At 62.0% G+C, this 26,295-nt stretch carries 25 protein-coding genes; 19 read left to right on the top strand and 6 right to left on the bottom strand.

Annotation, left to right across the window (positions count from 1 at the left end):
• Window positions 1–13: 13 nt before the first annotated feature.
• The gene (locus ACMFWR_RS30130; RefSeq protein WP_413196040.1) at window positions 14–1,387 is read right to left on the bottom strand and encodes a HipA domain-containing protein; all 1,374 of its coding nucleotides are present in this window, start codon (window positions 1,385–1,387) and stop codon (window positions 14–16) included.
• A gap of 26 nt (window positions 1,388–1,413) precedes the next feature.
• A complete protein-coding gene (locus ACMFWR_RS30125) occupies window positions 1,414–1,710 on the bottom strand; it encodes a helix-turn-helix domain-containing protein (protein ID WP_413196039.1) in 297 nt (98 codons plus the stop codon).
• A 292-nt stretch (window positions 1,711–2,002) separates the two neighbouring features.
• Here ACMFWR_RS30125 and ACMFWR_RS30120 point away from each other — a divergent pair, with 292 nt between their 5' ends.
• The 9 genes from ACMFWR_RS30120 (at window position 2,003) to ACMFWR_RS30080 (ending at window position 11,455) form a co-directional block, all read left to right on the top strand.
• A complete protein-coding gene (locus tag ACMFWR_RS30120; protein WP_413196038.1) occupies window positions 2,003–3,046 on the top strand; it encodes a LacI family DNA-binding transcriptional regulator in 1,044 nt (347 codons plus the stop codon).
• Window positions 3,047–3,067: 21 nt separating this feature from the next.
• Window positions 3,068–4,150, top strand: coding sequence for a sugar ABC transporter substrate-binding protein (locus ACMFWR_RS30115; protein ID WP_413196037.1), 1,083 nt, complete (start codon window positions 3,068–3,070; stop codon window positions 4,148–4,150).
• 4 nt (window positions 4,151–4,154) lie between these two features.
• The gene (locus ACMFWR_RS30110; protein ID WP_413196036.1) at window positions 4,155–4,967 is read left to right on the top strand and encodes an ATP-binding cassette domain-containing protein; all 813 of its coding nucleotides are present in this window, start codon (window positions 4,155–4,157) and stop codon (window positions 4,965–4,967) included.
• On the top strand, window positions 4,964–6,157 hold the full coding sequence (locus tag ACMFWR_RS30105) for a sugar ABC transporter permease (protein ID WP_413196035.1): 1,194 nt from the start codon (window positions 4,964–4,966) through the stop codon (window positions 6,155–6,157). The genes ACMFWR_RS30110 and ACMFWR_RS30105 overlap by 4 nt, the downstream gene beginning before the upstream one ends.
• Window positions 6,158–6,203: 46 nt before the next feature.
• Window positions 6,204–7,565: a GH1 family beta-glucosidase gene (locus ACMFWR_RS30100; RefSeq protein WP_413196034.1), complete on the top strand. Its 1,362-nt coding sequence runs from the start codon at window positions 6,204–6,206 to the stop codon at window positions 7,563–7,565.
• Between the two features lie 225 nt (window positions 7,566–7,790).
• Window positions 7,791–8,858: a fatty acid desaturase family protein gene (locus ACMFWR_RS30095; protein WP_413196033.1), complete on the top strand. Its 1,068-nt coding sequence runs from the start codon at window positions 7,791–7,793 to the stop codon at window positions 8,856–8,858.
• A 109-nt stretch (window positions 8,859–8,967) separates the two neighbouring features.
• Window positions 8,968–9,309, top strand: a complete 342-nt coding sequence (locus tag ACMFWR_RS30090; RefSeq protein WP_413196032.1) for a non-heme iron oxygenase ferredoxin subunit — start codon at window positions 8,968–8,970, stop codon at window positions 9,307–9,309.
• Window positions 9,306–10,592: an NAD(P)/FAD-dependent oxidoreductase gene (locus tag ACMFWR_RS30085; protein WP_413196031.1), complete on the top strand. Its 1,287-nt coding sequence runs from the start codon at window positions 9,306–9,308 to the stop codon at window positions 10,590–10,592. Before ACMFWR_RS30090 ends, ACMFWR_RS30085 begins: the two co-directional genes overlap by 4 nt.
• Window positions 10,589–11,455, top strand: coding sequence for a sugar phosphate isomerase/epimerase family protein (locus ACMFWR_RS30080; protein WP_413196030.1), 867 nt, complete (start codon window positions 10,589–10,591; stop codon window positions 11,453–11,455). The genes ACMFWR_RS30085 and ACMFWR_RS30080 overlap by 4 nt, the downstream gene beginning before the upstream one ends.
• Window positions 11,456–11,485: 30 nt before the next feature.
• On the opposite strand, the gene ACMFWR_RS30075 is transcribed toward ACMFWR_RS30080, so the two are convergent.
• Window positions 11,486–12,523: a LacI family DNA-binding transcriptional regulator gene (locus tag ACMFWR_RS30075; protein WP_413196029.1), complete on the bottom strand. Its 1,038-nt coding sequence runs from the start codon at window positions 12,521–12,523 to the stop codon at window positions 11,486–11,488.
• A gap of 187 nt (window positions 12,524–12,710) precedes the next feature.
• Here ACMFWR_RS30075 and ACMFWR_RS30070 point away from each other — a divergent pair, with 187 nt between their 5' ends.
• From ACMFWR_RS30070 to ACMFWR_RS30055, 4 genes are all read left to right on the top strand, one after another.
• Window positions 12,711–13,808 carry a sugar ABC transporter substrate-binding protein gene (locus tag ACMFWR_RS30070; protein WP_413196028.1) on the top strand — a complete coding sequence of 366 codons (1,098 nt, stop codon included), beginning with the start codon at window positions 12,711–12,713 and terminating at the stop codon, window positions 13,806–13,808.
• A gap of 189 nt (window positions 13,809–13,997) precedes the next feature.
• Window positions 13,998–14,978, top strand: a complete 981-nt coding sequence (locus tag ACMFWR_RS30065; protein WP_413196027.1) for an ABC transporter permease — start codon at window positions 13,998–14,000, stop codon at window positions 14,976–14,978.
• Window positions 14,975–15,883, top strand: a complete 909-nt coding sequence (locus tag ACMFWR_RS30060; RefSeq protein ID WP_413196026.1) for an ATP-binding cassette domain-containing protein — start codon at window positions 14,975–14,977, stop codon at window positions 15,881–15,883. Before ACMFWR_RS30065 ends, ACMFWR_RS30060 begins: the two co-directional genes overlap by 4 nt.
• 106 nt (window positions 15,884–15,989) lie before the next feature.
• Complete coding sequence (locus ACMFWR_RS30055) at window positions 15,990–17,096, top strand: S-(hydroxymethyl)glutathione dehydrogenase/class III alcohol dehydrogenase (RefSeq protein WP_413196025.1); 1,107 nt, start codon at window positions 15,990–15,992, stop codon at window positions 17,094–17,096.
• Between the two features lie 202 nt (window positions 17,097–17,298).
• Here ACMFWR_RS30055 and ACMFWR_RS30050 read toward each other — a convergent pair whose 3' ends face one another.
• Window positions 17,299–18,600, bottom strand: coding sequence for a type II toxin-antitoxin system HipA family toxin (locus tag ACMFWR_RS30050; protein ID WP_413196024.1), 1,302 nt, complete (start codon window positions 18,598–18,600; stop codon window positions 17,299–17,301).
• Entirely contained in the window at window positions 18,597–19,004 is a 408-nt protein-coding gene (locus ACMFWR_RS30045; protein ID WP_413196023.1) for a helix-turn-helix domain-containing protein, read from the bottom strand. The genes ACMFWR_RS30050 and ACMFWR_RS30045 overlap by 4 nt, the downstream gene beginning before the upstream one ends.
• Before the next feature lie 721 nt (window positions 19,005–19,725).
• Here ACMFWR_RS30045 and ACMFWR_RS30040 point away from each other — a divergent pair.
• From ACMFWR_RS30040 to ACMFWR_RS30015, 6 genes are all read left to right on the top strand, one after another.
• Window positions 19,726–20,376, top strand: a complete 651-nt coding sequence (locus ACMFWR_RS30040) for a CsgE family curli-type amyloid fiber assembly protein (protein ID WP_413196022.1) — start codon at window positions 19,726–19,728, stop codon at window positions 20,374–20,376.
• Between the two features lie 26 nt (window positions 20,377–20,402).
• The gene (locus ACMFWR_RS30035; protein WP_413196021.1) at window positions 20,403–20,828 is read left to right on the top strand and encodes a curli assembly protein CsgF; all 426 of its coding nucleotides are present in this window, start codon (window positions 20,403–20,405) and stop codon (window positions 20,826–20,828) included.
• Window positions 20,825–21,721, top strand: a complete 897-nt coding sequence (locus ACMFWR_RS30030; protein ID WP_413196020.1) for a CsgG/HfaB family protein — start codon at window positions 20,825–20,827, stop codon at window positions 21,719–21,721. The genes ACMFWR_RS30035 and ACMFWR_RS30030 overlap by 4 nt, the downstream gene beginning before the upstream one ends.
• A 201-nt stretch (window positions 21,722–21,922) precedes the next feature.
• Entirely contained in the window at window positions 21,923–22,543 is a 621-nt protein-coding gene (locus tag ACMFWR_RS30025; protein WP_413196019.1) for a hypothetical protein, read from the top strand.
• A 47-nt stretch (window positions 22,544–22,590) separates the two neighbouring features.
• Window positions 22,591–23,283, top strand: a complete 693-nt coding sequence (locus ACMFWR_RS30020; RefSeq protein ID WP_413196018.1) for a hypothetical protein — start codon at window positions 22,591–22,593, stop codon at window positions 23,281–23,283.
• 250 nt (window positions 23,284–23,533) lie between these two features.
• Window positions 23,534–24,697 (top strand): hypothetical protein, encoded by a 1,164-nt coding sequence (locus tag ACMFWR_RS30015; protein WP_413196017.1) that lies wholly within the window; start codon window positions 23,534–23,536, stop codon window positions 24,695–24,697.
• Between the two features lie 21 nt (window positions 24,698–24,718).
• On the opposite strand, the gene ACMFWR_RS30010 is transcribed toward ACMFWR_RS30015, so the two are convergent.
• On the bottom strand, window positions 24,719–26,269 hold the full coding sequence (locus tag ACMFWR_RS30010) for a methyl-accepting chemotaxis protein (RefSeq protein ID WP_413196016.1): 1,551 nt from the start codon (window positions 26,267–26,269) through the stop codon (window positions 24,719–24,721).
• Window positions 26,270–26,295 lie beyond the last annotated feature (26 nt).

The following is a 26,295-nucleotide window of genomic DNA, read 5'->3' as shown; positions in this document are numbered from 1 at the left end:
CAGTTCGGTGCGACTACAGGAGACTCGCATCGACTCGAGGGACCTCTTGCGCGATTTTTTGCAAGCGACGCGCTTGAGCGCACACGTAGTCGGCGATCCGCGCGACTGTCGCTCGCTCCTCACCCGAGTAGGCGTCAGAGGCTGCCAGCGACGGGGCCAGGGTAAGCGCCAAGTCCGCCATTTTGGTCAGCTCGCGCGCGAGTTGTGGTCGTGGTGTGTCAGTACGCCTTGCGAAATCAGCAAGCGCAAATGGCGAAATGTCCTCCATGCGGAACACGTCCCCGTAGGCCATCGCCATATCGCCATCGATCTTGTCGCCATAGACATGAACACACACGAGGTCATATAGCGGTGCAGGAGCGAGCCCTTCCTTTTGCACGCGAAACGAAATGTTCTTGCCATGGGCATCGCTGTTGCCGAGCAAAAGTTGCAGCAATGCGAACCGCAGCAAGAATTGCCGTGCCTTCGCTGAAGCGACCATCATGTCAAGCAATGAGAAGAGTCGTTCAAAACTCACGCCTTCGCGAATGTCGCGCACGTCGGCTCCCGCCCCGAGGTTCCGCTCATATTTAAAGGTCGACGGCACATCCAGCGCTTGGCAGGCGTCAATCACATGGATCCTTGTAACGGCTTCCGCCCGGGCCTCAACCTCTTTACTCCACAGCACTGTTCGATCAAATCGCTCGATCAGCAAGACCGGTTCGGGCAGACGTCGAATCGTCACGGGGGCGACGGGCAAGCCCATCCGTGCGGCGAGCGTCATGCAGAAATGTTCGTTAGCCACCATGTGCGGCGTGAACGGATTCAGGCTTTCGGGCTTAAGCAAATGCGTCGAACTGAGTGCGCCGTCGGCAAAAGACAGTTCGTCACCTTCGACGAGGACCTGCAGCTTGTCCTGATACCCGGCAAGCGAGAGCCGAACCTTTCCGTCCCAAACAGGAAACGGGAAAGCATCGCGCTCACGAATGCGTTGGCTCAGCTCCTCATGCGAAAGCCGTCGGCGGATCGGTTCGATCTCTTGCTTTAGTGCTGCGCGGGCAGCCTCTTCGGAATCCGCATTCAGCGCGAGAAAGCTCAATGCACCCACGGGCTCCTTTCCGAGCGCGTGTATCAAAGCAAATGTATTTGCCTTGGATACCTGATTGACGATCGCCGCGATATCGAGTGCGCGCCCTTCGGGAAGCAAGTTCTCGAGAAATCGATGCACGGCGCCTGAGGCAGCAGCGTCACCACTGAGCGGAATGGCTGGCGCAAGAAAAAAAGCTGACCGCGCCTTGACCCATTCTGCGGCATAAGCAAACGCGTAGCGGTCCTCACGTGCGTCGAACGAAAGCTGGCCCACACCTGTCCCGCCGGTCGAAACATGAAGCACATGCCGCGAGATCATCGAATCCCCTTTGTGCAATGACGCCGTCAGTCCGAAGTCGACGCGACGTCGGGACGTGCCGGATCAAACTGCGAGGCCATTTCCTTTGTTGTCACGATCATGCTGAGCCCGAATCCCGACAAGATCCGAAGAAGGCGGTCGACACCGATCGGACGTCCGTTTTCCAACCTTGAAAGCACGTTCGCGGCGACCCCGCACGCGTGTGCCGCGTCATCAATCCGAAGCTCCAGTTCGAGCCGACGGTGGCGAATCAAATGACCGAGGCCCTCTAATTCCCGGATCTGCGGGACAGGTGTCGGACCGCGATAGGATCGTGTGCTCACAATAATTTCTCTATAAAGAAACAATCATCCCTACAGGGCATTATAGGCACTAGTTTCTCTAAAGAGAAATTATTGCGTTGATGCTCGTTGCGCGCCGGTAATTTCTCTTTAGAGAAATTTTATCGGACTTTGCTCCATCGATTCGTGAGTTTCCCTCTTCGGGCCAACCCCTAGTTGACGACTGAAGATCAAAAGCGCACATTTCGCGGAACCGGTTCCGAAACCGGTTCCGGAATCGGTTTCATCGTCACTTCGGAACCGGTTTCAGACAGCACTTAATAAGGAAGCCAACGTGTCCTCCAAGTGGACGATCAGCGATATTGCGCGCGAAGCCCAGGTCTCGAAGACGACCGTTTCACGCGTGCTCAACGGACGGCCCGACGTCGATGCGGAGACGTCCGCGCGCGTGCTCGCCCTGGTCAAGGAGAGCGGCTACGTCCCAAGCGCGCGGGCGGTTCAGCTCGCGAAGGGCAAAGCCAACGCAATTGGGCTGCTCGCCCCGTTCGACACCTCGGCGTGGATGATCGAAGTACTGCGCGGCGCAATGGAGCGCGTGCAAGCCGCCAACTCGAGCCTCGTGCTGCATGCCTATCCGAGAACACCGGCCGATGAGGCCCGCCTCGCCGGCGAGTTGCGCAATGGCGCGATGGACGCCTTGATCGTGGTCTCGCTCCAGCGCCCCCTTCCCGTGCTCGAAGCCGCGGCCGCCGAAGGCCTGCCCGTGATCGTGCTCGACGACTATGGCTTCAATGGCGCGCTGCCCGCCGTCGTTCCCGACGAAGGCGCCGGTATCTCGGCAGCCGTCGACCATCTTGTCGATGTCGGCCGCACGCGTTTCGCCTTCCTGGCAGGTCGCCCCGACAACCCGGTCACGGCGCCCCGCCTCGAAGCGTTCCGCGCGGCACTCGCACGGCGTGGGATCCCGCTCGATTCGCACTGCATCGCATCCGCTGATTTCACGCTCGAATCCGCGCAGTCAGCAACGGCGGCTCTGCTCGCTCGTGGCGCCGTATTCGACGCGCTGTTCGCCTCGAGCGACGCGATGGCCATCGGCGCGATGCGGGCCCTCAAGCAACACGGCCTGTCGATTCCCCGCGATGTCTCCGTGGTCGGGTTCGACGATTTCGCGTCGGCCGAATATGCGGAGCCGCGCCTGACGACGGTCCACAACCCGCTTTACGAAATGAGCGCACGCGCGGCGACGTTCGTGCTAGACGCTGTGAGTGAGAACCGGCGCATCGCACCCGTACGCGACCGCGTTCGCACGTTTCTGAAGGTGCGTGATTCGAGTGACCCAGGCCTCAAGGCCGCCCCGGTACCCACCGGGCATCTATAAAACCCACGGAGGAGATCCGTCATGAGTCGTCTTTCGCGATCGCTGCTTGGCGCAGCGTATGTCGCTGTATCGGGCGTTGCCGGGCTGTTGGGATTCACAACGACGGCCCACGCTGCGGGACCGGTCATCGCATTTCTGATGCCCTGCTCGACGTGTGCGGACCGGTTCGAAGGTCAGGACAAGCCCGCGTTTATCGCCGCCGTCAAAGCGCTTGACCCCACGGCAACTGTCATCGCCAACAACGCACAAGGCTCGGCCGACACACAGGTCAGCCAGGCGGAGGCCGCGTTGACCAACGGCGCGACCGTCCTTGTCGTCTCGCCGTTGACCGAAGCCGCAGGCGCCGCGATTCTCGCCAAGGCCCGTGCGCAACACGCAGCGCTGGTGTCCTATGACGGGCTGCTCACAGGTGCGCAATCGGACTTCTTCGTCTCGTTCCAGAACCCGCGCGTCGGTGTGTTACAGGGTCAGTTTCTGATCGATCACCTGCCCAAGGGCGCAACGATTGCAGTGATCAACGGCTCGCAAGACATCGCACCCGGGCGTGAATTCAAGGCGGGCGCGCACGAGGCGATCGATCCGGCCGTCAAAGCCGGCAAGCTCAAGATTGGTTTCGAAGCGGATACGCCCATGTTCGATCCGGCCAAGGCCCAGGCCGAGATGGAGCAAGGGCTCACCACGCTGAACGACAAGGTGGATGGCGTGCTCGTCGCCAACGACGGCATGGCGGGCGCCGTTGTCGCGGCGCTCAGCGCTCGTCACCTCAACGGCAAAGTGCTCGTGACAGGGCAGGATGCGACGGATGCCGGCTTGCAGCGCATTCTGACCGGCGACCAGACGATGAGTGTCTACAAGGCCATCAAGGCTGAAGCCACCGCCGCAGCCAAGGTCGCACTGCTGCTTGCGCACAACAAGACAGACGATGCGAAGAAGCTCGCGACAGGCAGCGTCGACAGCGGCGCCGGTCAGGTGCCGTCGATCCTGCTCGAACCGAAAATCGTGACGAAGGACAATATCAAGCAGACCGTCATCGCCGACGGCTACACGACACTCGACCGCATCTGCGTCAATGCCGCAGCTGCATCCCCCGTCTGCAAAAGGTAAAACCGTGAGCAGCCCGATCATCGATCCACTCACTGATCAACGCGACGGCGCGCGTATCTCCCGCCTTGCCTTGCGCGGCATTCGCAAGCGGTTCGGCGCCGTCGTCGCACTTCATGGCGTCGATTTCCACGTCGACGCAGGGGAAGTCGTTGCCCTGCTCGGCGATAACGGCGCCGGCAAATCGACGCTGACGAAAATCATGTCGGGCGTCTACCGGTCCGACGAAGGCGAGTTCGTATTCGAAGGCGTGCCGCGTGACGTCACCTCGCCCGAGGACGCGAGCGCACTGGGCATCTCCGCCGTCTATCAGGATCTCGCTCTCTGCGAAAACCTCGATGTCGTGGAGAACCTGTTTCTCGGACGCGAACTCGGGCCACGCAATGTACCCGCACCGTTTCGGCCTATCGACCGCTACACGATGGAAGCGCGCGCGGCCGAGGTTCTGTCCGGGTTGGCAGTTCGGCTACCTTCATTGCGCCGCCCGGTGTCGATGCTCTCGGGCGGCCAGCGCCAGGCCGTGGCCGTCAGCCGTGCCGTGCTCTGGGGCTCGAAGGTCGTGCTGCTCGACGAGCCGACCGCCGCGCTCGGTGTCGAGCAAACCGCAATGGTGCTCAATCTCGTCCGGCAATTGCGCGATCGCGGCCTCGCGGTCGTGCTGATCTCACACAATCTGTCCGACGTGTTTCGCGTGGCCGACCGCATCACGGTGTTGCGCCTCGGGCGCTGCGTCGCGAACTTCAACACATCGGACGTCAAACGCAACGACGTCGTCGCCGCGATCACGGGTGGCAACGAACTCGAGGAGATCGGATCATGACGACGTCGACGGCCCCTGCTCACGAGGAGCCCATATTGCTCACGCATCTCCGCGAACGGTTGCGTCACGGCGAGTTCGGCCCTGTGCCGGTGTTGATCGGTCTGGTCGTGATCGCGCTGATTTTCCAGAGCCTGAACCCGAACTTCCTGACGCCGCGCAATATGTCGAATCTGATTCTTCAGATCGGCGTGGTCGGCACGATCGGCGTCGGCGTGGTGCTCGCCTTGCTGCTGGGCGAAATCGACCTGTCGCTCGGCGCGGTCGCCGGCGTCTCGGCGGCGGTGCTCGGCGTCTTGCAGGCAGGATATGGCTGGCCGGGCTGGCTCGCGCTACTTGTCGCGCTTGCATCCGGCGCGCTGATGGGCCTGCTGCAGGGCCTCATCATCGTGATGCTTCGCGTTCCATCGTTTATCGCCACGCTGGCGGGCTTGCTTGCCTGGCAAGGCGTGCAGCTGATCCTGCTTGGTCCGACGGGAGAGCGGCTTGTCGTCGACCCGATGATTCGTGCGATTGCGTCGGGGTATCTGAGTCCGCTTGCCGGGTGGCTCGTCGGTGTGGTGGTCCTGCTGGTCGCTGCCTTGAGCCTCATGCGCCAGCGTACGCTGAAAGCGCAAGCCGGCCTGCCCCATGAATTCACCCGCGGCGCCCTCTCACGATATGTCACGTTTGCGATTGCACTCACATTGATCATCGGCGCGCTCAACGCCTACTTCGGTGTGCCCTACATCCTGCTGCTGCTCGGCGCACTCGTTGTCGCGCTGACGCTCTTTACCGAACGCACCGTCACGGGCCGCCACATCTATGCGATCGGGGGCAACGCCGAGGCCGCGCGTCGGGCCGGCATTCCCGTCGCGGCGATTCGTGTCGGCGTGTTTTCGCTGATCGGCGCGCTTGCCGGACTCGGCGGCGTGATCAGCGTCTCCCGGCAATTCGCCGTGTCGATCGGCACCGGCGGCGGCACGCTGCTGCTCGATGCAATCGCCGCAGCGGTCATCGGTGGAACCAGCTTGTTCGGCGGCCGCGGTCGCATCTATCACGCGATCCTCGGTGCACTTGTCATCGGCAGCGTCGCGAATGGTCTTGATCTTCTGGGCTCTCCATCAAGCACGAAGAACATCGCGACGGGCTTGATTCTCGTCGTCGCAGTGGCGCTCGATGCAGCGAGCCGCGCAGGCAAAAGCACGCGCTGAACGGATTTGAACTTCGGGCGCGCAAGCGCCCTCAACAAGGATAGGTATGTCTTCTTTCCCGAACGATTTTCTCTGGGGAGCGGCCACCGCCGCGTATCAAGTCGAAGGCGCTGTATCGGAAGACGGCCGCGGCCCGTCGATCTGGGATGTATTCGCCCACACGCCCGGCAAGACGTTGAATGGCGACACGGGCGATATCGCCTGCGATCAATACCATCGTCTCGACCAGGATCTCGACCTGATGGCCGAACTCGGCATCCGGCTCCATCGCTTTTCGATTTCATGGTCGCGCGTGTTGCCCTACGGTAAAGGCGCCGTCAACGCCAAGGGCCTCGACTACTACGAGCGCATGGTCGACGGACTCCTTGCGCGCGGCATCCGTCCGATGGCGACCCTGTATCACTGGGATCTGCCCCAGGCCTTGCACGAGAAAGGCGGATGGGCGTCACGCGATACGGCGATGTACTTCGCGGATTATGCGACTTTGGTCAATCGCCGGATCGGCGATCGCATCGCCTTCTGGAACACGCTCAACGAACCGTGGTGCGTGGCCTTCCTCGGGTATCGGGATGGCCTGTTTGCGCCGGGCATCCGCGATGAAGCGCTGGCCTATCAAGTCGTTCATCATCAATTGCTCGCGCATGCGCACGCCGCAGCACAACTGCGCGACGATGGCACCAACGGCAAGATCGGGCTTGCACTGAACCTCGTGTCCGAAGTGCCTGCCACCGAGTCGGATCTCGATCGCGCCGCGGCAACGCGGATGGATGCGCTCGAAAACCGCATCTTTCTCGATCCGCTGTTCAAGGGGCAGTACCCCGAAGAAGTGTTGCGGTTCGCCGAGCCGTCGACCGATTTCTCATTCGTTCGTGAAGGTGATCTCGACGCGATTCGCCGGCCCATCGATTTTCTCGGCGTCAACTTTTACGAACAGCACATCACGAGCGCGGATCCTGCCGACCCCGAACGCAAGGTTCGTGTGACGGTGCCGGGCAAGCGGCGCACCGCAATGAATATCGGCGTGACGCCGGGCGGCTTGTTCGACGTGCTGACGCGCGTGAAGCGCGACTATGGCGATATGCCGATCTATATCACCGAGAACGGCATTGCCCAGGAGAATGTCGTATCGCCCGACGGCATCGTGCACGACACCGCACGCATCGAATACTGGGCCGAGCATATCGACGCGGTCTCGCAGGCGATCGATCGTGGCGTCGACGTGCGTGGCTATATCGCGTGGTCCCTGCTCGATGTGTTCGAGTGGCAGGTCGGCTACTCACGCCAATACGGCATGGTGCATGTCGATCGGGCAACGATGAAGCGCACGTGGAAGGACAGTGCCCACTGGTATCAGCGCGTCATCGACAGTCACGGCGCGATGATCGAACCAGTCCACGCACACGAGTAAGCCGGCACCGGCTCCGGTGCCGGGTTTCCCCTAACCCTGCCTGTCTCCTTGCCGCGCAAAGGCATTGCCGGAATTGATGGAAAACCATCAACATTCCCGGTGCCTTTGCAGGGTCATTCCACTACCGTACATCCCAACGAAGCGCACATCGCGCCTCGAACTCAAGCGCCACAAGGCGATCCGGGATTGTCGGACTGACGGAAATCCCGCAGACAGGAGACACGCATGGCCTCGATGCCCTCGAACGGTGAAGCCCAACCCGGCCTGACCGACTCGACGTTTGACGACCGGATCAGCGAGGCCTGGTATCAGCCGCGCATTCCACGTCCGGTGCTCAAGGAGCTGATGAAGCGCAGCGATGCGAAGGGCCTCAAGGACTTCGGCCTCTGGATCGCGCTGCTGATCGCATCGGGCGTCATCGCCGGCTATACGTGGGGCACGTGGTGGGCGGTGCCGGCCTTCTTTGTCTACGGCACGATCTACTCGTCAAGCGACGCACGCTGGCACGAGCTGGCCCACGGCACGCCGTTCAAGACACGCTGGCTCAACGACGCGTTCTATCACCTGTCGTCGTTCATGACGATTCGCGAGGCGTACTGGTGGCGCTGGAGCCATGCGCGGCACCACACCCATACGTACTTCCAGCAACGCGACCCCGAAATCCAGGTCGCGCGCCCGACGAAAGTACTGCCGATCCTTCTCGACTTCTTTGCGGTGATCGGTGGCACGGGCGAAGTGCTCAAGACCGTGCGCCATGCGCTGGGCCGCGTCGATGCCGAGACAGAGACCTTTCTGCCGCCGAGCGAGAAGGCCAAGATGATTCTCTCGAGCCGGATCTACGTGCTCGTCATCCTCGCCACGATCGCCCTGGCCGTCGCGCTGCACAGCTTCCTGCCGCTGATGTTCGTCTGGACCCCGCGCTTCTATGGCGGCTGGCTTCACCAGTTGCTTGGCCTCACGCAGCACGCCGGCCTCAGCGTCAACGTCAAGGATCACCGGCTCAATACGCGCACCGTGCATGTGAACCCCGTGTTCCGGTTCCTGTACCTCAACATGAACTATCACCTCGAGCACCACCTGCTGCCGATGGTGCCGTTCCACGCGCTGCCGCGCCTGCACGAGGCCATCAAGGATCAGTTGCCGCCTGCGTATCCGAATCTGCTCGTCACGTATCGCGAGATGGTGCCTGCGCTACTGCGTCAGCGGCATGAGCCGACCCACGTGATCGAACGTCAGCTTCCTGAGCGCGTGCGCACTGCGGAACCGCCGTTCGCTGCTCAGCCCAATGCGTGATCCGGCATCACAGCAATCGCATTACTCGCAGCAATCGCATCAGCAGCACGACAACACACAGCACGGGACGCACGCCGTACCGGCAAGGCGAATGGAATCAGGAGACATCATGGCCGAAATCGCACAACTGAAATGGGTCGTTGCCTGCAACGTCGACGATATCGACGAAGAGGATGTGATTCGCTTCGACCACGGCGGCGCAACGTACGCGATCTACCGGCTCGAGAAAGGCTTTCATGCGTCCGATGGCTTCTGCACGCATGAGAAGGCGCATCTGGCGGATGGATTCGTCGTGAATGGCGAAATCGAATGCCCGCTGCATCAGGGCCGCTTCGATATCGCAAGCGGTCAGCCGAAGAGCGCGCCGGTCTGCGTCAAGCTGCGCACGCATCCGGTTCGCGTTGACGGTGACCAGGTCATGATCGGCATTGCCGACAAGGACGCAGCATGAGCCCGGCCACGCCCACATCAAAGCCAGCGTCTGTGTCCTCGGCACATGCTCCGATGGTCATCATCGGCGCGGGCCAGACAGGCGCGCGCACGGCGCATGCATTGCGCGAGAACGGCTGGGAGGGCGAGATTGCATTGCTCGGCGACGAGGGCATCGCCCCTTACGATCGCCCGCCGCTCTCCAAGAGCGTGCTGCTTGGACAAAAGACCGCAGGGGAATGCGCACTCTACGACGACGCGTTCTACCGGGACAACCGGATCGATCTGCGCCCGCATGCCCGAGTCGCCGCGATCGATCGCGCCGCGCGTCGCGTCACGCTCGGCAACGGCGACACCCTGCCGTTTCATCGCCTGCTGATTGCCACGGGCGCCGAACCGCGACGCCTTTCTGTACGCGGCGCCAATCTGCGTGGCGTGCACTATCTGCGTACGTTGCCCGACGCGCTCGCGATCGTCGACGCGCTCGCGCCGGGCCAGCGCATTGCCATCGTCGGTGCCGGCTTTATCGGCCTGGAAATCGCGGCCACTGCGATCACGCGAGGTTGTGAGGTCGTCGTCGTTGAAGCCGCGGCACGCGCCCTGATGCGCGCCGTGCCCGAAATCGTCGCGGGCTATCTGATCGAGCGCCACCGCGCCATGGGTGTCGACGTGCGCTTTGCGACGCAGGTCGACGCCGTGCTCGGCGAGTCGCGCGTGACCGGACTCAAGCTCTCCGATGGCGCAACGCTCGACTGCGATGCCGTCGTCGTCGGCATCGGCGTGACGCCGCGCACGGCGCTCGCAGAAGCAGCGGGCATCGATGTGGCCGACGGCGTCGCTGTCGACGATACGCTGCGCACCAATGATCCGAACATCTTTGCGGCTGGCGACGTCTGCTCGTTTCCGCATCGCCTGTTCCGCCGGCGCATCCGCCTCGAATGCTGGCGCAACGCCGAAGACCATGCGCGCGTCGTCGCCCGCAATATGCTCGAGTACGGCGAGACCTATTCCGCCGTGCCGTGGTTCTGGTCCGATCAGTACGATATGACGATACAGATCGCCGGCATGCCTGCCTTCGGTACGACCAGCGTGGTTCGCGAGACCGGCACCTCGTCGCGCGTGTTCTTCGCCCTCGACAATGACGGCGTTTTGGTCGGCGCGAGCGGTGTCGGCGTGACGGGCGAGATCGCGCGTGATGTGCGCGTCGCGCAGGAACTCATCGCCCGACGTGCCATCGTGCCACCTGCCCTGCTCTCCGATCGCTCGACCAAACTCAAGTCCCTGCTCACCGCGGAGGCCGTATGAGCCAGCGCCTGCTCGTGTTTCAATCGATGTGGGCGATGGAACGTCGCCATACGGACGGCTTCGAGCGAACGCTTGAAGAGAACATCGCGATGATCGCCAACGCGGGATTCGACGGGGTCAGCACGCACTACGAAGATCGCGCGAAAGTGCGGCGCCTTGCCGAATTGCGTGCCGCGCATGGCGGCCTGCAAGCTGAAGGTCAGTGCTTTCCGCGCACGGTCGACGACCTCAAGCCTGTGCTCGAGATCGCCAGCGAGTTCGGCGTCCATCACATCGATCTTCAGCCTGACGTGCGACCGCGCACGCTCAAGGAAAGTCTCGAACTGATCGACGGCTGGACGCGTCTTGCCGAACAAGTCGACTTTCCGGTCTACATCGAGACGCACCGCGACCGCCTCACGACCGACCTCTACTTCACGCTCGATCTGCTCGACGCGCGACCTGATCTCAGGCTGCTTGGCGATATCTCGCACTTCCTCGTCGGGCGCGAGTTTGCGTGGCCCGTATCCGACGAGAATCACGCGCTGATGCACCGGATCCTCGACCACTCGTGGGCCTTTCACGGCCGCGTCGCGAGCCGCGAGCAGGTGCAGATCGAGATCTCCTTCGAGCCGCATCGCATGTGGGTCGATCTCTTTCTCGACTGGTGGCGCTACGGATTCGAATCGTGGTGCGAACGCGCGGGCGCCGACGATTCGCTGACGTTCACGTGTGAACTCGGTCCGAAGCCCTACGCCATCATCGGCCGCGACGGTAACGACACAACCGATCGATGGGTCGAGTCGCTGCTGATGCGCGACTGGATTCGCGAGGTGTGGCACGGCGTGCAAACGCGGCGCGAGGCGCAGGCGGTGCCCACATGACGCATCGCAAACGAGCGTCTGCCCCGTCACTCAGTCCGCCGGCGGCAGATTCTCGCGCAGGATCACGGTGACAGGAATCTGCTGAGGCAGTGCGACGCCGGGTTCGCGATGGTAATGCCGAAGGATCAACTCAATGGAGTGCACGGCTTCGCCGGTCGCATTCTGGTCGATCACGGCATCGAGCGTCCCTTCGATCAGCAAGCCTCGCGAGACGTCGCTGAGTTCATGGCCGACGAGCACGGTGGAGCGTGAGCGGCCAAGGCCTTTGAGCGCGGTGCCGACCCCTTCGTCGCCGACGGAAATGTTGTAGATGCCGCGCAGGTCCGGAAAGCGCGCAAACGCATCGCGAGTCAAACGCTCCGTGCGTGTCGCGTCTTCCCGGCTCTCGACAGTCTGAACGATGTCGCAACGCGGAAACCAGCGTCGCAGCACCGAGCGGAAGCCGTTTTCCCGCTCTTCATGGCCGAGGAAATCATGCATGCCTGTGATGACGAGTACCTTGCCCCCCGGCTCGCCGAGAAACCGGCCCATGAGTTCGCCGGCCACACGGCCCGCGCGGCGGTTGTCGATGCCGACATAGGCGATGCGGCCCGTCCCGGGCAGATCGCTGGCAAGCGTCACGACGGGCATCGAGAGACTGACCTTGCGCACAGCGGCACTGATATCCGGATGTTCGTAGGTCACGACAACCAGCGCATCGGCCTTCTGTGTGGCTCGCGCAATCGTCTGCACGACGCTCGCCGGGTCGAACTTGTCGAGATAGGTGACGACGCAGATCACACGCTGCGACTCGAACGATTGCTGCGCAAGCTCGAAGCCGTGCTTGAGATTCAGGTAGTACGGATTGGACGGATGCTCCATCACGATGGCCACGCGCAACCAGCGGGCCGGCACATTGCCGAGCGCGCGATCCAGCTTGAGCTTGCGCGCCCATTCGAGCACACGTGCTTCCTTGTCGCGTGCGACGCCCCCTCGTCCGTTGAGCACCCGATCGACCGTGGCCTCGCTGACGCCTGCCGCTTTCGCGACATCCGCCATGCTCGATTTGCGACGTGCCGTATTCGTCATCGGTCGTATCGGTCGTGAGTCAAACGAAATAAAAAGGATTGCAGGGGTCTGCGATGCGTATGCCGCACCATCATCGCATCGAGACCCTTGCACCATCAAGGGCAGGCCCGAAAAACCTGCCTCAATACGGAGACACGCTCCCTTGACCTCAGGGTCGCCCGGGGAGTCGTTCAGGAGGAATCGGGTAATGAAGACAAGCCTTGACCATCAAACCACGGCGATGTCCGCCGCAACACGTATCGAAGCCACGATCGGGACGCAGGCGGCCTCGCGGGCTGAGTCGCGGGCTGGACGCAAGCGTTGGGCTGCCGCCGCATGCGGCCTCGCCTTGCTGCTCGGAGGCGGCGGCGCGATGGCCGCCGATGCACCGGCGCAGCCGCTGAATATCGTGATGCTCACCCATGGCGCCGCAAGCAACGCATTCTGGCAGGCGGTCAAGCGCGGCTTCGACGACGCGTGCGCGAAGGTTCATGCGCAGTGCCAGATGGTGTTCACGCAGACCGATAGCTCGATCGAACAACAAACCGCCAACTTCCAGACGGCGCTCGCGCGCAAGCCCGATGCGATCCTCACGACGATTGTCGACGACAAGGCGATGACGTCGCTGATCAACGACGCGCGCAGCAAGAACGTGATGGTCATTGCCTACAACGTCGATCAGACCGGCGGCGCTGCAGGCGCGGCGAAGCGTCAGGCATTCGTCGGGCAAAACTTCGTTCCTGCCGGCCGCAACCTCGCAAACCAGCTGACCGCGCAGTTTCCGAAAGACGGGCCGGTGCGCGTGCTGATCGGCGTCAGCGCACCGGGGCAAAACTGGGCCGAGCAGCGTGCCAAGGGTGTGCAGGAAGGACTCGACGACTGGAAGCGCGCCAACCCGAATCGCCAGCTGACTGTCGATCGTATCGATTCGAGCACCGACCTTGCCGTCACAGGCGATCGCGTCGGCGCCTATCTGACGGCGCACCCCGACACCACGGCCTACTTCGACATGGGGTTCTTCCATGCATCGGTCGCACGCGTGCTCAAGGATCGCGGCGTCCCGCCGGGCAAGGTTCTGCTCGCCGGCTTCGATATCGTGCCGCCCGTGCTCGAGATGATGAAGGCCGGCTACATCCAGGCCGAAGTCGACCAGCAGCCCTATATGCAGGGGTTTATCCCGGTCATGGAAGTCTATCTGTCGAAGACCGTCGGACTGGCGCCTGCTGATGTCAACACAGGCAACGCCATCGTGACGCCCCCGCAAGCGGGCAACGTCCTGGCATTGTCGGAAAAGGGGCTTCGCTAAGAAGCGAGCGTGATGCGCCGCTCAACATCGCGACGCCCGCCACATTGCGCGCCGACGTCTCTTGTCGGACTTGCATGTGTATTGCGGGGGGCAACGCCATTCGATCGGTCGTTGGGTCGTTGGGTCGTTGGCTCGTCGGGTCGGGTCGTCGAGCGGATTGAATCTCTTTGACTTCGGTCGGAGGCCGGTGTGAAAAAGCTTCTGAAAATCTATTTGCAAAAGCCCGAACTCGCGGGCGTCGTGCTGCTCGTCGTGCTGATCGGGTTGTTCCAGGTACGTTCGGGCGCGGCGTTTCTGAGCGCGGACAATCTGCGCGGCATTCTGGGTGTGCTGCCCGAGGCCGGCCTTGTCGCGATCGGTGTCACGGTACTGATGATCTGTGGCGAGTTCGATCTGTCGGTCGGTTCGGTTTTTGCACTGATGCCGATGACGATCACGTTGATCGTCAACGCGGGCGTGCCGTTCTGGATCGCGCTGCCGATCGGACTTGCCGTGGCCGCGGGGGTCGGTTTGCTCAACGGCCTGATCACACTCGCGTTCAACATACCGAGCTTTATCACGACGCTCGGCATGCTCTTCATCGTGCGTTCATTGACCGTTGTCGCATCCGGGGGCTTTCCGCCCAACCTGCCATCCGATCAGATGCCGATCGATCTGTTCGTCCACTACATCGGACCGAACGGCCTGTTCCGTGCGTCGTTCGTCTGGTTCGTCGCGATCGGCCTGGGGACAGCGTTGCTCCTGACGTCGACCAACCTCGGGAACTGGATCAAGGCAACCGGCGGATTTCTCGAAGCGTCCGTATCGAGCGGTGTGCCGGCACGCCGCGTGAAGTTGTTCTGCTTCGTGCTGTGCTCGGTGCTCGCGGGCTTCGCGGGCATGCTCCAGGTCTTCCGGCTCGGCGCTCCGCTCCCCTCGATCGGTGACGGCATGGAGCTGCAGGCTGTGGCAGCAGCCGTGATCGGCGGTACAGCACTCACCGGCGGCATCGGCAACGTGCTCGGTGCAATCGTCGGCGCGCTGCTGATCCGCGTGATCGACAACGGCCTCGTACTGACTCAGGTCGACGCGAACTGGTTCAAGTTCGCCGTCGGCGCCCTGACGATCGTCGCGGTCGTCGCCAATGCATGGATGCGCCGCACGGCGCGACGCATGAAGGTACAGCTATGAACACTGTGACGACATCATTCGGTTCGGACGAACTCGATTCCGCGCTGGCCGCGGCTCGCGCGAGCGGCGCGTATGCACACGGTCTTCAGGACATCGCCGATGAAGACAAGGTCGACGGTCTCGCATCGGGCGGCTATCCGGGTGCGCAGCACGAAGCACGATCAAACGCGCGATCGGGATCGGTCCTGGTCGGCGTACGCGACCTTCATAAGTGGTATTCCGGCGTGCACGCGCTGAAGGGCGTCACGCTCGATTTCAAGCGAGGCGAAGTCGTCGGTCTGCTCGGCGACAACGGCGCGGGCAAATCGACGCTGATCAAGATTTTGTCGGGCGTGCATCGCCCGGACGACGGCGAGATTCTGTTCGAAGGCGAACCGGTGCGAATCGGATCGCCGAAGCAGGCCATGCGCCTGGGCATCGAGACGATTCACCAGCACAACTCGCTCGTGCCCTCGCTGTCGATCGCGCGCAACTTGTTTATCGGTCGCGAGCCTTTGCGTTTCTCGATGTTCGGCATCGGACCGATGAACTACGCGCGCATGCGTGACGACGCCAATCGCGCGCTCGCCGATGTGGATCTGCATCTGCGATCCGCCGACGCACTGCTGGGCGAATTGTCCGGCGGACAACGTCAGGGCGTGGCGATTGCACGTGCGATGCACTTCAAGTCGAAACTGCTGATACTCGACGAGCCGACCAATCACCTGTCGGTCAAGGAGACCGACAAGGTCATTGGCTTTGTGCGTGGATTGTCGACGCAGGGTGTGACCGGCATCTTTATCAGTCACAACCTCCAGCACGTGTTTCACTCATGCGATCGCATTGTCGCCATGGCGCGTGGCCAAGTCGTTCTCGACAAGCTCGTCCACGAGACGTCGCCCGAGGAAGTCACCGAGATGCTTTAGGCAGACAACGTAACACCGGAGCCAGCCCATATGGATCGGGCTGGCACGGCAGGCACACTCAGGGAGGAGTCGTGCAACAACCCGCCACTATGGATAGGAATCACGGATGAAGACAAAGGCAGCGATTGCATGGAAAGCCGGCCAACCCCTGACCGTCGAAGCGGTCGATCTCGAAGGACCGCGTGCGGGTGAAGTGCTGATCGAGGTCAAGGCGACCGGAATCTGTCACACCGACTACTACACATTGTCGGGCGCCGATCCTGAAGGCCTGTTCCCGGCAATCCTCGGTCATGAAGGCGCGGGCGTCGTGGTCGACGTCGGTCCCGGTGTCGGCAGCCTGCGCAAGGGCGATCACGTGATTCCCCTCTATACGCCCGAATGCCGTCAGTGCAAGTTTTGCCTCTCGCGCAAGACCAACCTGTGCCAGGCGATCCGCTCGACCCAGGGCAAGGGCCTGATGCCCGACTCGACCTCGCGCTTCTCGCTCGACGGCAAGCCGCTGTTTCACTACATGGGCACCTCGACGTTCTCGAACTACATCGTCGTGCCGGAGATCGCGGTCGCCAAGATCCGCGAAGACGCGCCGTTCGACAAGGTCTGTTATATCGGCTGCGGCGTGACCACGGGCATCGGCGCGGTCGTCTATTCGGCGAAAGTCGAAGCGGGTGCCAATGTCGTGGTGTTCGGTCTGGGCGGCATCGGCCTGAACGTGATCCAGGGTGCGAAGATGGTCGGCGCCAACAAGATCATCGGCATCGACATCAACCCGGGCCGCGTCGAGCTTGCGAAGAAGTTCGGCATGACCGATTTCATCAACCCGAAGGACGTGGGCAATGTCGTCGACGCGATCGTGCAGCTGACCGACGGCGGCGCGGACTACTCGTTCGAATGCATCGGCAATGTGACGACGATGCGCCAGGCGCTCGAATGCACGCACAAGGGCTGGGGCCAGTCGTTCATTATCGGCGTGGCGGCTGCGGGTCAGGAGATCAGCACACGGCCGTTCCAGCTCGTGACGGGCCGCGAATGGAAGGGCTCGGCCTTCGGCGGCGCACGCGGCCGTACCGACGTGCCGACCATCGTCGACTGGTACATGGAAGGCAAGATCAATATCGATGATCTGATCACGCACCGCCTGCCGCTCGAGAAGATTAACGAGGGCTTCGATTTGATGAAGGCCGGCGAATCGATCCGGTCGGTTGTGCTGTACTGAGATTCTTAACTTGTGAAATTTCAACGAGCTTGATCGCCAACCTGATCAAGTCCCGTAACCGGGCAGTGTCGATGTCTCCAGCGTGAACTTGACGAGCCGGGGCGAGACCGCCGTGCACGCCTCAAAAACACGGCAATCTCCCTCGGTGTTTTTTGTCCTAGCGGGCCCCATCTTCCGGAGCAGCTGCAAAGACTCGCGCACGTCAAATAGCCTTGGCGGCAGCACGCGTTTGAGCATGCTCAAACGCCGGCTCAAACTCATCGAGGTCCGCCGCCTTCATTCCAACCGCGGCTGACTTCGCGACACGCTTCCAGCCACGCACCGCCGTATGCACCTCTTGCAGTATGTGGATCGCGTCTATTTTCGGCAATTGAAAGCGAGGCGCTGCGGCCAGCACAGATTCGATCGAATCAACAGGACCGGAATCCTCGGTCAGCCAGAGCTTCAATTCCGGATCTTTATCAGGGAACGGATTGATATCGAATGCCGGTGCGAGACGCCAAAGCCCATTTCCGACATATAGAAAGCCGTGGTTCTGGAGATGGTCGTCTACGTTCGTGATCAGCAAATTGAAGACGATCCTCCGCCAAAGTTCTGCAAGGTCACGTTTTGGATCCGCACTCACGACAAGGATGCGTTCGGCGATCTGGGTGTATGCATAGTCACCCTGCCTTGATGCCTGAAGCATCGAGGCAGCTGACAGGTAGTGAACGCGTCCTCCCCCGGCGACCCGGTCAAAGCGCCGAATCAACGCAACCGGCACATCGTCGGACATTTCTATCCTCGATTGCGCGACGTTTATCCCCGCCTCATGAGCCAAATGAAGCGCCAGGACCTCACCGCGTGTCACGCATCGCTCGTCGCCCACGCTGGGGAACTTGCCGATCGCCAAATGCCCGTCGTTGTCCAAAATGGAACACTTCGGCCGCATCCCTCCTAGCGAAGTCCCCCTTCCGCGGAGATAGCGAAGATCCGCCGCCGTTTCTTTTCCTAGTTCAACGGCGCGTGTGGCACTGATCAAGTCGCGCAACTCGATCAGAGGCGGAGTGCCTCGTCCACCCTCTTCAATCGTCCGAAGACAGTTACCCGACTCGTCCAGCAACCGCAAGGCACCCACGCGGCTGATATCGTCGACTCCCAGAAGGTAGTCCATCTCGGTCAGTGCAGCGCTAGTTGCCCGTCGCGCCGACGCATCGGTTGCTTTTCGACGCTTCGCATGATCGCGAGCGATGACTCGGCAACCCCAGCCGTCGGGCTCCGTGTCAGCGAAACAAAAGTGAAAAACTGAATCGTCGCGAGTCGGCGCGCGCCGATATTGGTGGCCTTGCACCAGTGGAAGATCGGGCGAGATTGAAAATCGCTCCGGCGCGCTCAACCAGGAATCCGCGTAAGCAAAAGCGGAGTTTTCGCGCGAAGCTTCCTTCGCGTAGGTGAGCGTTCCAGCGTCGCGCCCAATGTCGCCGATCGCGACTCGTACAGTACGCCGCGCGACTGCCGGATTCACATCGCCCCCGTATCCGGCGTTAGTCGCCGGGTACGAACGCGTTGCGGCACTTGCTCGTTCATCAACGTCAAGCCGATTTCATCCACGGATGAATCTAGAACCTGCGCAAGCCGGTCGAGTTCGCCGAGCACGTGGAAGGCGCGCAATACAACGCCGAACGCGACCTGCGGATCGCCGTGTTCCAAACGACGAAGTGTCGCCGTCGACGTCTGAATACGTTCGGCCATCGAAGCCTGTGTCAATCGGCGCCGTCTGCGCGCAAGCGCAAGATCATGGCCAAGCTTTACCAGCGCCCTTTCAACGGGCACAGGAAGTGTTTTCTCGACAATCTTATCGCTCACATGTGAGCGCTTAGCCTGTTTTAACGACGCCATGTGAGCGTTTATCTGGCGGTATTGAATCATTTCAGTATCGGAGCGCGCCTCGGACAAGTCAAGCCTTGTTAAGTTAAGCGATCATATATGCACGTTTAATCGGAATTAGCGATCACATATGAGCTATTAGAAGTCTGCCGTTTTACGTCGCGGAAAGCTTTCAAAAAGCGATGACTTCCTCGCGTGGTCGTCAGAGGGGCAAGCGCAGGGCACCGAGGAAGTACAGCTACGAAGCGAGGAGGCATGTCGAAAAAAGGACGCCTGAGGACTCACGAAGAGGAAGCGCTTGCGTCTTCGGCACGACGAATTGGCGCCTCGCAAATACATCACAACATGATATGTGTGCAATTACGAAACGTTTTGGGCAGGCGTTTCGGGGTGTCGGGATGACGGGAAATGCGGCTACCTTACGCATAGATTCACCTTCCCCGCCTGTTTTAACGGCTGATCGCGGCGACATCGCGAATGTTTAATCAGACGAGCGAAATAGCGCCGCGGCGGCCCTTCGCTGTATCCCGTGTTACGCCGCATTTCCGTGTAACGCGCTGAAACGCGAACTGACCCTTTTGCGCGTTCCATGTATCAGTTCTGAAACGTCTGGCCGATGCACTGGCGGAAATCGACAGTACGTCTGAAGCTTTCCCTTACCCACATTGCCCGAGCCTGCGCTGGCATACCCATTGCTCTAGTGGCCCCGGTCGCATCCACCAGTGCGATGCACCGCAGACATAAAACAAGTCGCTAACGACACATGGGCCAACTTTCGTTTCAACCGGGGAAAATCGGGGAAGGCATGCGCCAGGAGCACGGCTCCGGGTTCGCCTTCGCATCTGTGCTTGCCGCAGTCGCGCTTGCCGCGTCGCTCGTGACAGCGCCTTCATTCGCCTTCGAACAAGCCATCTCGCCGGCACCCGCACCGGCCGAAACCAGCACGCCCGAGCCGCTCGACTCGACACGCCATGACGTGTCCGAACACGCGCCGATTTCGAATTCGTCGACACCCAAAGGCGAAAGCAGCGCAACGCCCAAAGCCAGCGACAACCCGCCCGTCTTGACCGAACACCGGCCGCTCGAGGAATCGATCCACGGCATCGTCACGAACCAGGTCATCACGCTCGTCGGCCAGGACTTCTACAACGCATTCGTCTCCGCCTGGCGCGGCACGCCGCTGTCCGAGCGCTACAACATCTCCATCTACGAACGACCCTCGGCTCGCTGGGGCAGCCTGGTCTGGGTCGAGTTCCAGCATCGGCGGCTCTTCGAAGCGTTCCTGCCGCCGACACGCAATCGTATTCGGCCCATCGCAGAGCGCGCGGCCGACCAGGCTTATCACAACATCGTCCAGGCAGATCTCGACCGGTTGCTGTTCCGGGACCCCGATCTCGCCGCCGACGAAATGTAAAACGCAGATGTAATCAGAGTCCAACCATGAAACGCTTCCTTGCCATCGCATTCGCGTCAGCGACCGTCGCTCTGGGGACGACGACCGCCTACGCAGGCTCGCTTGTGTATCAGCCCGTGAACCCGACATTCGGCGGTTCACCGGACAACGGCGCCTATCTGCTGTCGACCGCCAACGCCGTCAACAAGCATCAGGCACCCGCCACGGACAGCAGCCTCACGGGATCGTCGCCGCTGTCGGAGTTCAATCAGGAACTCGAGCAGGCCATTCTTTCGCGTCTCGCCACGTCGATCACGTCATCAATCGTCGGCACGAACGGCACGCTGCAACCCGGCACGATCTCGACAGGGCAATTCACGGTACAGGTTCAGCAGGTCGGCAATGGCATGCTGCAGGTCACGACGACGGACACGACCACCGGGCAAACCACGACGTTCCAGGTGAGCCAATGATCCGTCTTGCACTCTATACAGGCCTCATCGCCGGAGCACTGGTTCTTGGCGGTTGCGCGTCACCGGTTCAGACGTTCGACAACGCGGCGCTGACACCCGCCACGGCCTTCACGAACGATCTCGCCGCCCTGCCGCAACCGAAGGGCAAGATGGTCGCCGCAGTCTATGGCTTCCGGGATCAGACGGGTCAATACAAGCCCTCGCCCGACAGCTCGTTCTCGTCGCAGGTCACACAAGGCGCGGCGTCGGTGCTCGTCGATGCGCTGCGCACGTCGGGCTGGTTCGTGCCGGTCGAACGCGAGAACCTGCAGGACCTGCTGACCGAACGCAAGATCGTTCGCGCGCTCGAAACCCCGGAAGACAAGGGCAAGTCGATTGCATCGATCGGCGCACTCACGCCGGCAAGCGTGGTCATCGAAGGCGGCATCGTCGGTTACGACGAAAACCTGCGCACGGGCGGCCTCGGCGTCAACTACCTCGGCATCGGCGGCGCGACGCAGTATCGCGTCGACCAGGTCACGATCGCGCTCCGCGCAGTCGATATCCGCAATGGCCAGATCCTGAACAGCGTATCGACGACGAAGACCGTCTATTCGTACGAACTCACCGCGGGCGTCTACAAGTTCGTCGGCTACCAGAACCTGCTGCAGGTCGAAGCTGGCGTCACCTACAACGAACCCGCTCAGCTCTGCGTGAAGGAAGCCATCGAAGCCGCCGTCATGTACCTGATCGTTCAAGGCATCAGCAGCAATACGTGGGAACTCAAGTCGCCTGCCGACTGGAGCTCTCCGATCATTCAGAAGTACGCAGTACGCGACCCGGGCTTCCGCCAGGTTCAGGCACCGGCCAAAACGGCGGAGCCCACGCCGCCCGCGCCGACCAAGGGAAGCTGATCTTCGCGGCGGCCGACGCGCCCCCGCGCGTCAGCCGTCGTCGCACCACCTGTCGTCTAGCAGCACCTGTCGTGTTTCCGCGCCAGCGTGCTGCGCCAGTCGCACATTGCCTTGCTGTCTTGCCGCATTCCCGAGCTGTCATTCGCTGTCGAACTCCGAACTCCGAACTCCGAACTCCGAACTCAATAGAGGAGCTGTCACGTGAGAATCCGTTCTCCGTTCCGCCCGAGCATGGGCCGCGCTTCGCGTGCCCCGCGCGGATCGCATTCGTTCACCGGCGCATCGCGCATCGCAACGATCTCGCGCGCGGCACGCATTGCCACGCTGCTGACCACACTGATGCTGGGCGCCGGCGCCTACAACGCGTTTGCACTGCAGCCCGCGCCGGCCTCCGATCTCGGTGCCGACGAACCTGCATTCGCTGCCGGCGGCAACGTCGCTCACATCACGCAGGGCGGCTACGCGCAGTCGGCCACGCTCGACCAGAGCGGTCGCAACAACGTCGGCATCACGACGCAAGCGGGCGCCAACAACGTGGCCTCCGTCATTCAGGCCGGCATCCAGAACAACGCGTCACTGACGCAGAACGGTCAATGGAACCAGTCGGCGCAATCGCAGCACGGTAACGGCAACACGTCGTCCGTCACGCAAGTCGGCAACGCGAATTCGAGCTCGGTCACCCAGAACGGCAATTCGAATTCGGCCCAGATCCAGCAGTACGGCAATAACAATTCCGCGCAGGTCGTTCAAAACGGCCAGCACGACACGATCGCAATTCGCCAGAGCGGTAATGGCGGATCCGCAAAAGTCGTTCAGCACTAGGCAACTGACGGCTGACATTTCCACGCCTAACAACACGGAGCACATTCATGAAGGTCAAGAGCATCTCCCTCGCAGTGACCGCAGCCCTCGCACTTGGCTTCTCGATCGGCGCAGTGGCCGGTACGCAGAACGAAACCGCGACGATCAATCAGTCGGGTGTCGCTCAATCGGCATCGATCGATCAAAACAACTCGGCTAACGACGTTGCCACGATCAATCAATCGAACTTCCGCAACGATGCTTCGATCAACGAAAAGAACACGGGCAGCAACACGGCCGCTGTGACGCAACAAGGCCAGAAGGACGACGCTTCGATCAAGACGACGGGTGGCGGCTACAACTGGACGTCGGTCTACCAAGGCGGCAACCACGACGACGCAACGGTCAAGCAAACGAACGAAATCGCCGACACGACGAAGGTCACGCAAACGGGCGACTACAACAGCGCTTCGATCCAGCAAAGCGGCGGCCACAACAACTACGCAACGGTGACGCAGTCGTACGGCGGCAACACGGCTGATCTCGCGCAAGAAGAAGCCTACTCGTCGTCGACGACGATCGGTCAAGGCGGCGGCTTCGCGAACTACGCTTCGACGACGCAATCGGGCACGAACGAAAGCATCTCGGTCTCGCAAAACGGCTACTTCAACACGGCATTCGTTTCGCAAAACGGCTCGAACGACCACGCTACGGTTTCGCAACAAGGCAGCGGTCACTACGCAAGCATCACGCAACACTAAGCCTGTCGGCTGCTGTGGCCTTGCCTGATCGGGCGGGCCGCGACATCGATGGTCTTCGTCAGTCTTGTCGACCGGCGAAGCCGGCGCGGCGATCGCTGCGCCGGATAGTTGAACCCGAAGGACATGTGGGGTGCTTCAGGACGGACTTTGGGGGTTTCTCTTCAGGTTTCCGGTTGAAGTGCGTTCCTGAGGTTCCCCGTGTCCTTCGGGGTTTTTCCGTGGCGGTTTTTGATCAGGCGTTCCCATTTCCATGTTCGCACCCTCGACTGCCGGCATGCGCACGCATGCGGCGCACATGCAGACCCGTCCGAACGACGTCTACAGCACGGCGCTGACGTTCTGCTGCGCCGCCGGTCTCGTTGCGTCGATCTTCACCGTCGCCAATCAACTCGAACACAACGCAGCCACGCGCGATTCGTATGCCGACGCCGTCGCCTGGAGAGAAAGCGCCGGTGCGATCATGCGCGCCGATCGCAGCGTGCCGCGTGAAGGTGTTTCCGGACCGGCGACAGATAGCGCCTCGCGCAGCGACGATACCCTCCAGGCTCCGGCCATTCGGTATGCGGCGCCCGGCATCGATACGCCGGCATCCAGCGTCAATGCGAGCGGCCGTCTGATCACGGGGCCGATCCGCCGTGCACCCGAGGCTTCGAACGCGGCATCGCCGGCTCAGGACGTCGAACGCGCGGCTGAAGCGACGAGCGCCACGTCAACGTCGGCCACGTCCGCAACGTCCATCACATCCGTCACGCAGTCTCCGCGTGTCTACGCGCCTGTGCTTGCGATGGAAAGTCCGCGCGATGCGAACCTGCGCGTCGCCCCGGTCAACGTACCCTCGAAGGCCGGCACATCGGCGCTCGCACCGCACCTTTCACCGGCGCCCGTACCGGGCCAGAGCCCGGCTCCCGCCCCTGCGCCCGCGCCCTCGGCGCCCGTGCCGCCGCCCGTCGCTGTCCGACCCGACTCGCCGTCGTTCGCAACGCCTGCACCGGCTCGCATGGCGCTCGTTGCCCCACCGACGTCAGACCCCGGTCAGTTTGTCGTGCCGCATGCGGCGGCCAACCTCGTTGCGCTTCATCACGGCAGCGACGCCGATGCGTCCAGGGACATCGACCCGGCCGTGCTTGCCAAAAACGGCAAGGACCTCGGTGGTCAGACCGTATCGTTTGTCGTGGGTGGGGAGATCAGTCTCGACGCGAATGCGAAGACGGCGAACCATCTGACCATCACGCGCTACACCGCACTCGATCCGCGCATGAACCGCGGCCTGCTCGAGAAGTGGCTGAGCCTGGAAAGCGACGACGCGACGTCGGGCAACGTGCGCATCACGGGCGTCGTGCGTCCCGATCAGGCCGGCGAGCGCGTGACGATCGATGTCACGGATATCGCGGCTGCGGACCCTGCGGCGCAGTGATCCGCCCGATGTGCGGAAGATTCAAACCTTGAAGCGGCTCGCACTCTGCTGCAACACGCGCGACTGATCCTCGAGCGACACAGCCGCTGCCGTCGTCTGCTCGACGAGTGCCGCGTTCTGCTGCGTGACCTCGTCCATCTGCGTAATGGCGCGGCTGACCTGTTCGATGCCGTCAGCCTGTTCCTTCGACGCAACCGTCACGCTGTCGATAATGCCGTTGACCTTCTCGATCGAACCGACGATTTCGCGAATCGTGGCGCCTGCGCGCTCGACGAGCTCGGCACCGTCATTGGCCTGACTCGTTGCGGTATCGATCAGCGCCTTGATTTCCTTGGCCGCGCCAGCCGAACGTTGCGCGAGCGTGCGCACTTCAGTCGCCACGACCGCAAACCCGCGGCCCTGCTCGCCGGCGCGCGCCGCTTCGACGGCAGCGTTGAGCGCCAGGATATTGGTCTGGAATGCGATCGACTCGATTGCACTCGTGATCGACGCCATCTGCTGCGACTGTGCGTTGATCTGCTGCATGGCTTGCACCACGCGCACCATCAACTCGCCGCCCGAGCGCGCGACGTTGCCGGCATTGGCCGCCACATCGCTCGCGACCGAGGCGCTCTCGTGGTTGTGTTTGACCGTCGCAGTCATCTGCTCCATGCTCGCGGCCGTTTGTTCGAGCGCAGCGGCCTGTGATTCGGTGCGGCGCGAGAGATCACGATTGCCGGCTGCGATTTCCTGCGTCGCCATCGCCATCGAGGCGGTGCTCGTGACGATTTCTTCGACGGTGTCTTTCAGGCCGTCGCGCATCTGCGCGAGCCCGCGCATCAACTCACCCATCTCGTCCGCGCGATCGGCATCGATCTTCACCGACAGATCGCCGTGCGCGATCGAACGGCATGCAGCGAGTGCCTTGCCAAGCGGCACGGCAATGGCGCGATGCACACCCAATCCCGCGGCCACCGCAAACACTGCGCTGACCACGAGCAACAACGCCGAAGCGATGGCCACGGTGTTGAGCCGAGTCAGGAAATCGTCATAGTTGGATTGCCCCGAGCTCATCAGGCTTTCGTTGAGCTTGTTGGACGATTGTGTCAGTGCGAGCGACAACTTGGGCGTCGTGTTCATTGTCACGTCGCGTGCCTTGTCGGTGTCGCCGGCTTCGAGTGCCTGCAGGGTCGGGTTGATTCCGGACTGCACCAGCGCGTCCATATCGCTCGATACGGCGTCGGCGAGACGTTGCTCGTCCGGGGTCTTCGGCAATGCCAGAAAGCGCTGATACGCCGACTGGGCGGTCGACATGTAGTCGCGCACCTTCTTCAACAGCACCTTGCTCTCAGGGCTTCCAGGCGCGACCGGGCTCAGGATGCCGCGATCGATCGTCACGCGCGCGATCGCAAGGTTGTATTTGAAGTCGCCCAGCGCGATCGCGGCGGTCATCTGCACGGAATACGTCTGCTTGAGCGCCGAGCGCCCGGCACGCGTACCGTACTGGCCGAGTGCCGCCGTGGCGAGCAACAGGACGATCAGGCAGCCAAAGGCCGCGAAAACAGAGGCTTTAATGGAAAGGCGCTTGAACATAGGAGTCGTCCGCAAACTTCATGGGC

The organism is Pararobbsia alpina (assembly GCF_965118125.1).
In the GTDB taxonomy this organism is placed as follows: Bacteria; Pseudomonadota; Gammaproteobacteria; order Burkholderiales; family Burkholderiaceae; genus Pararobbsia; species Pararobbsia alpina_A.
Note: the sequence above shows the minus strand (reverse complement) of the source record. Positions and strands in the feature narration are given on the sequence as shown.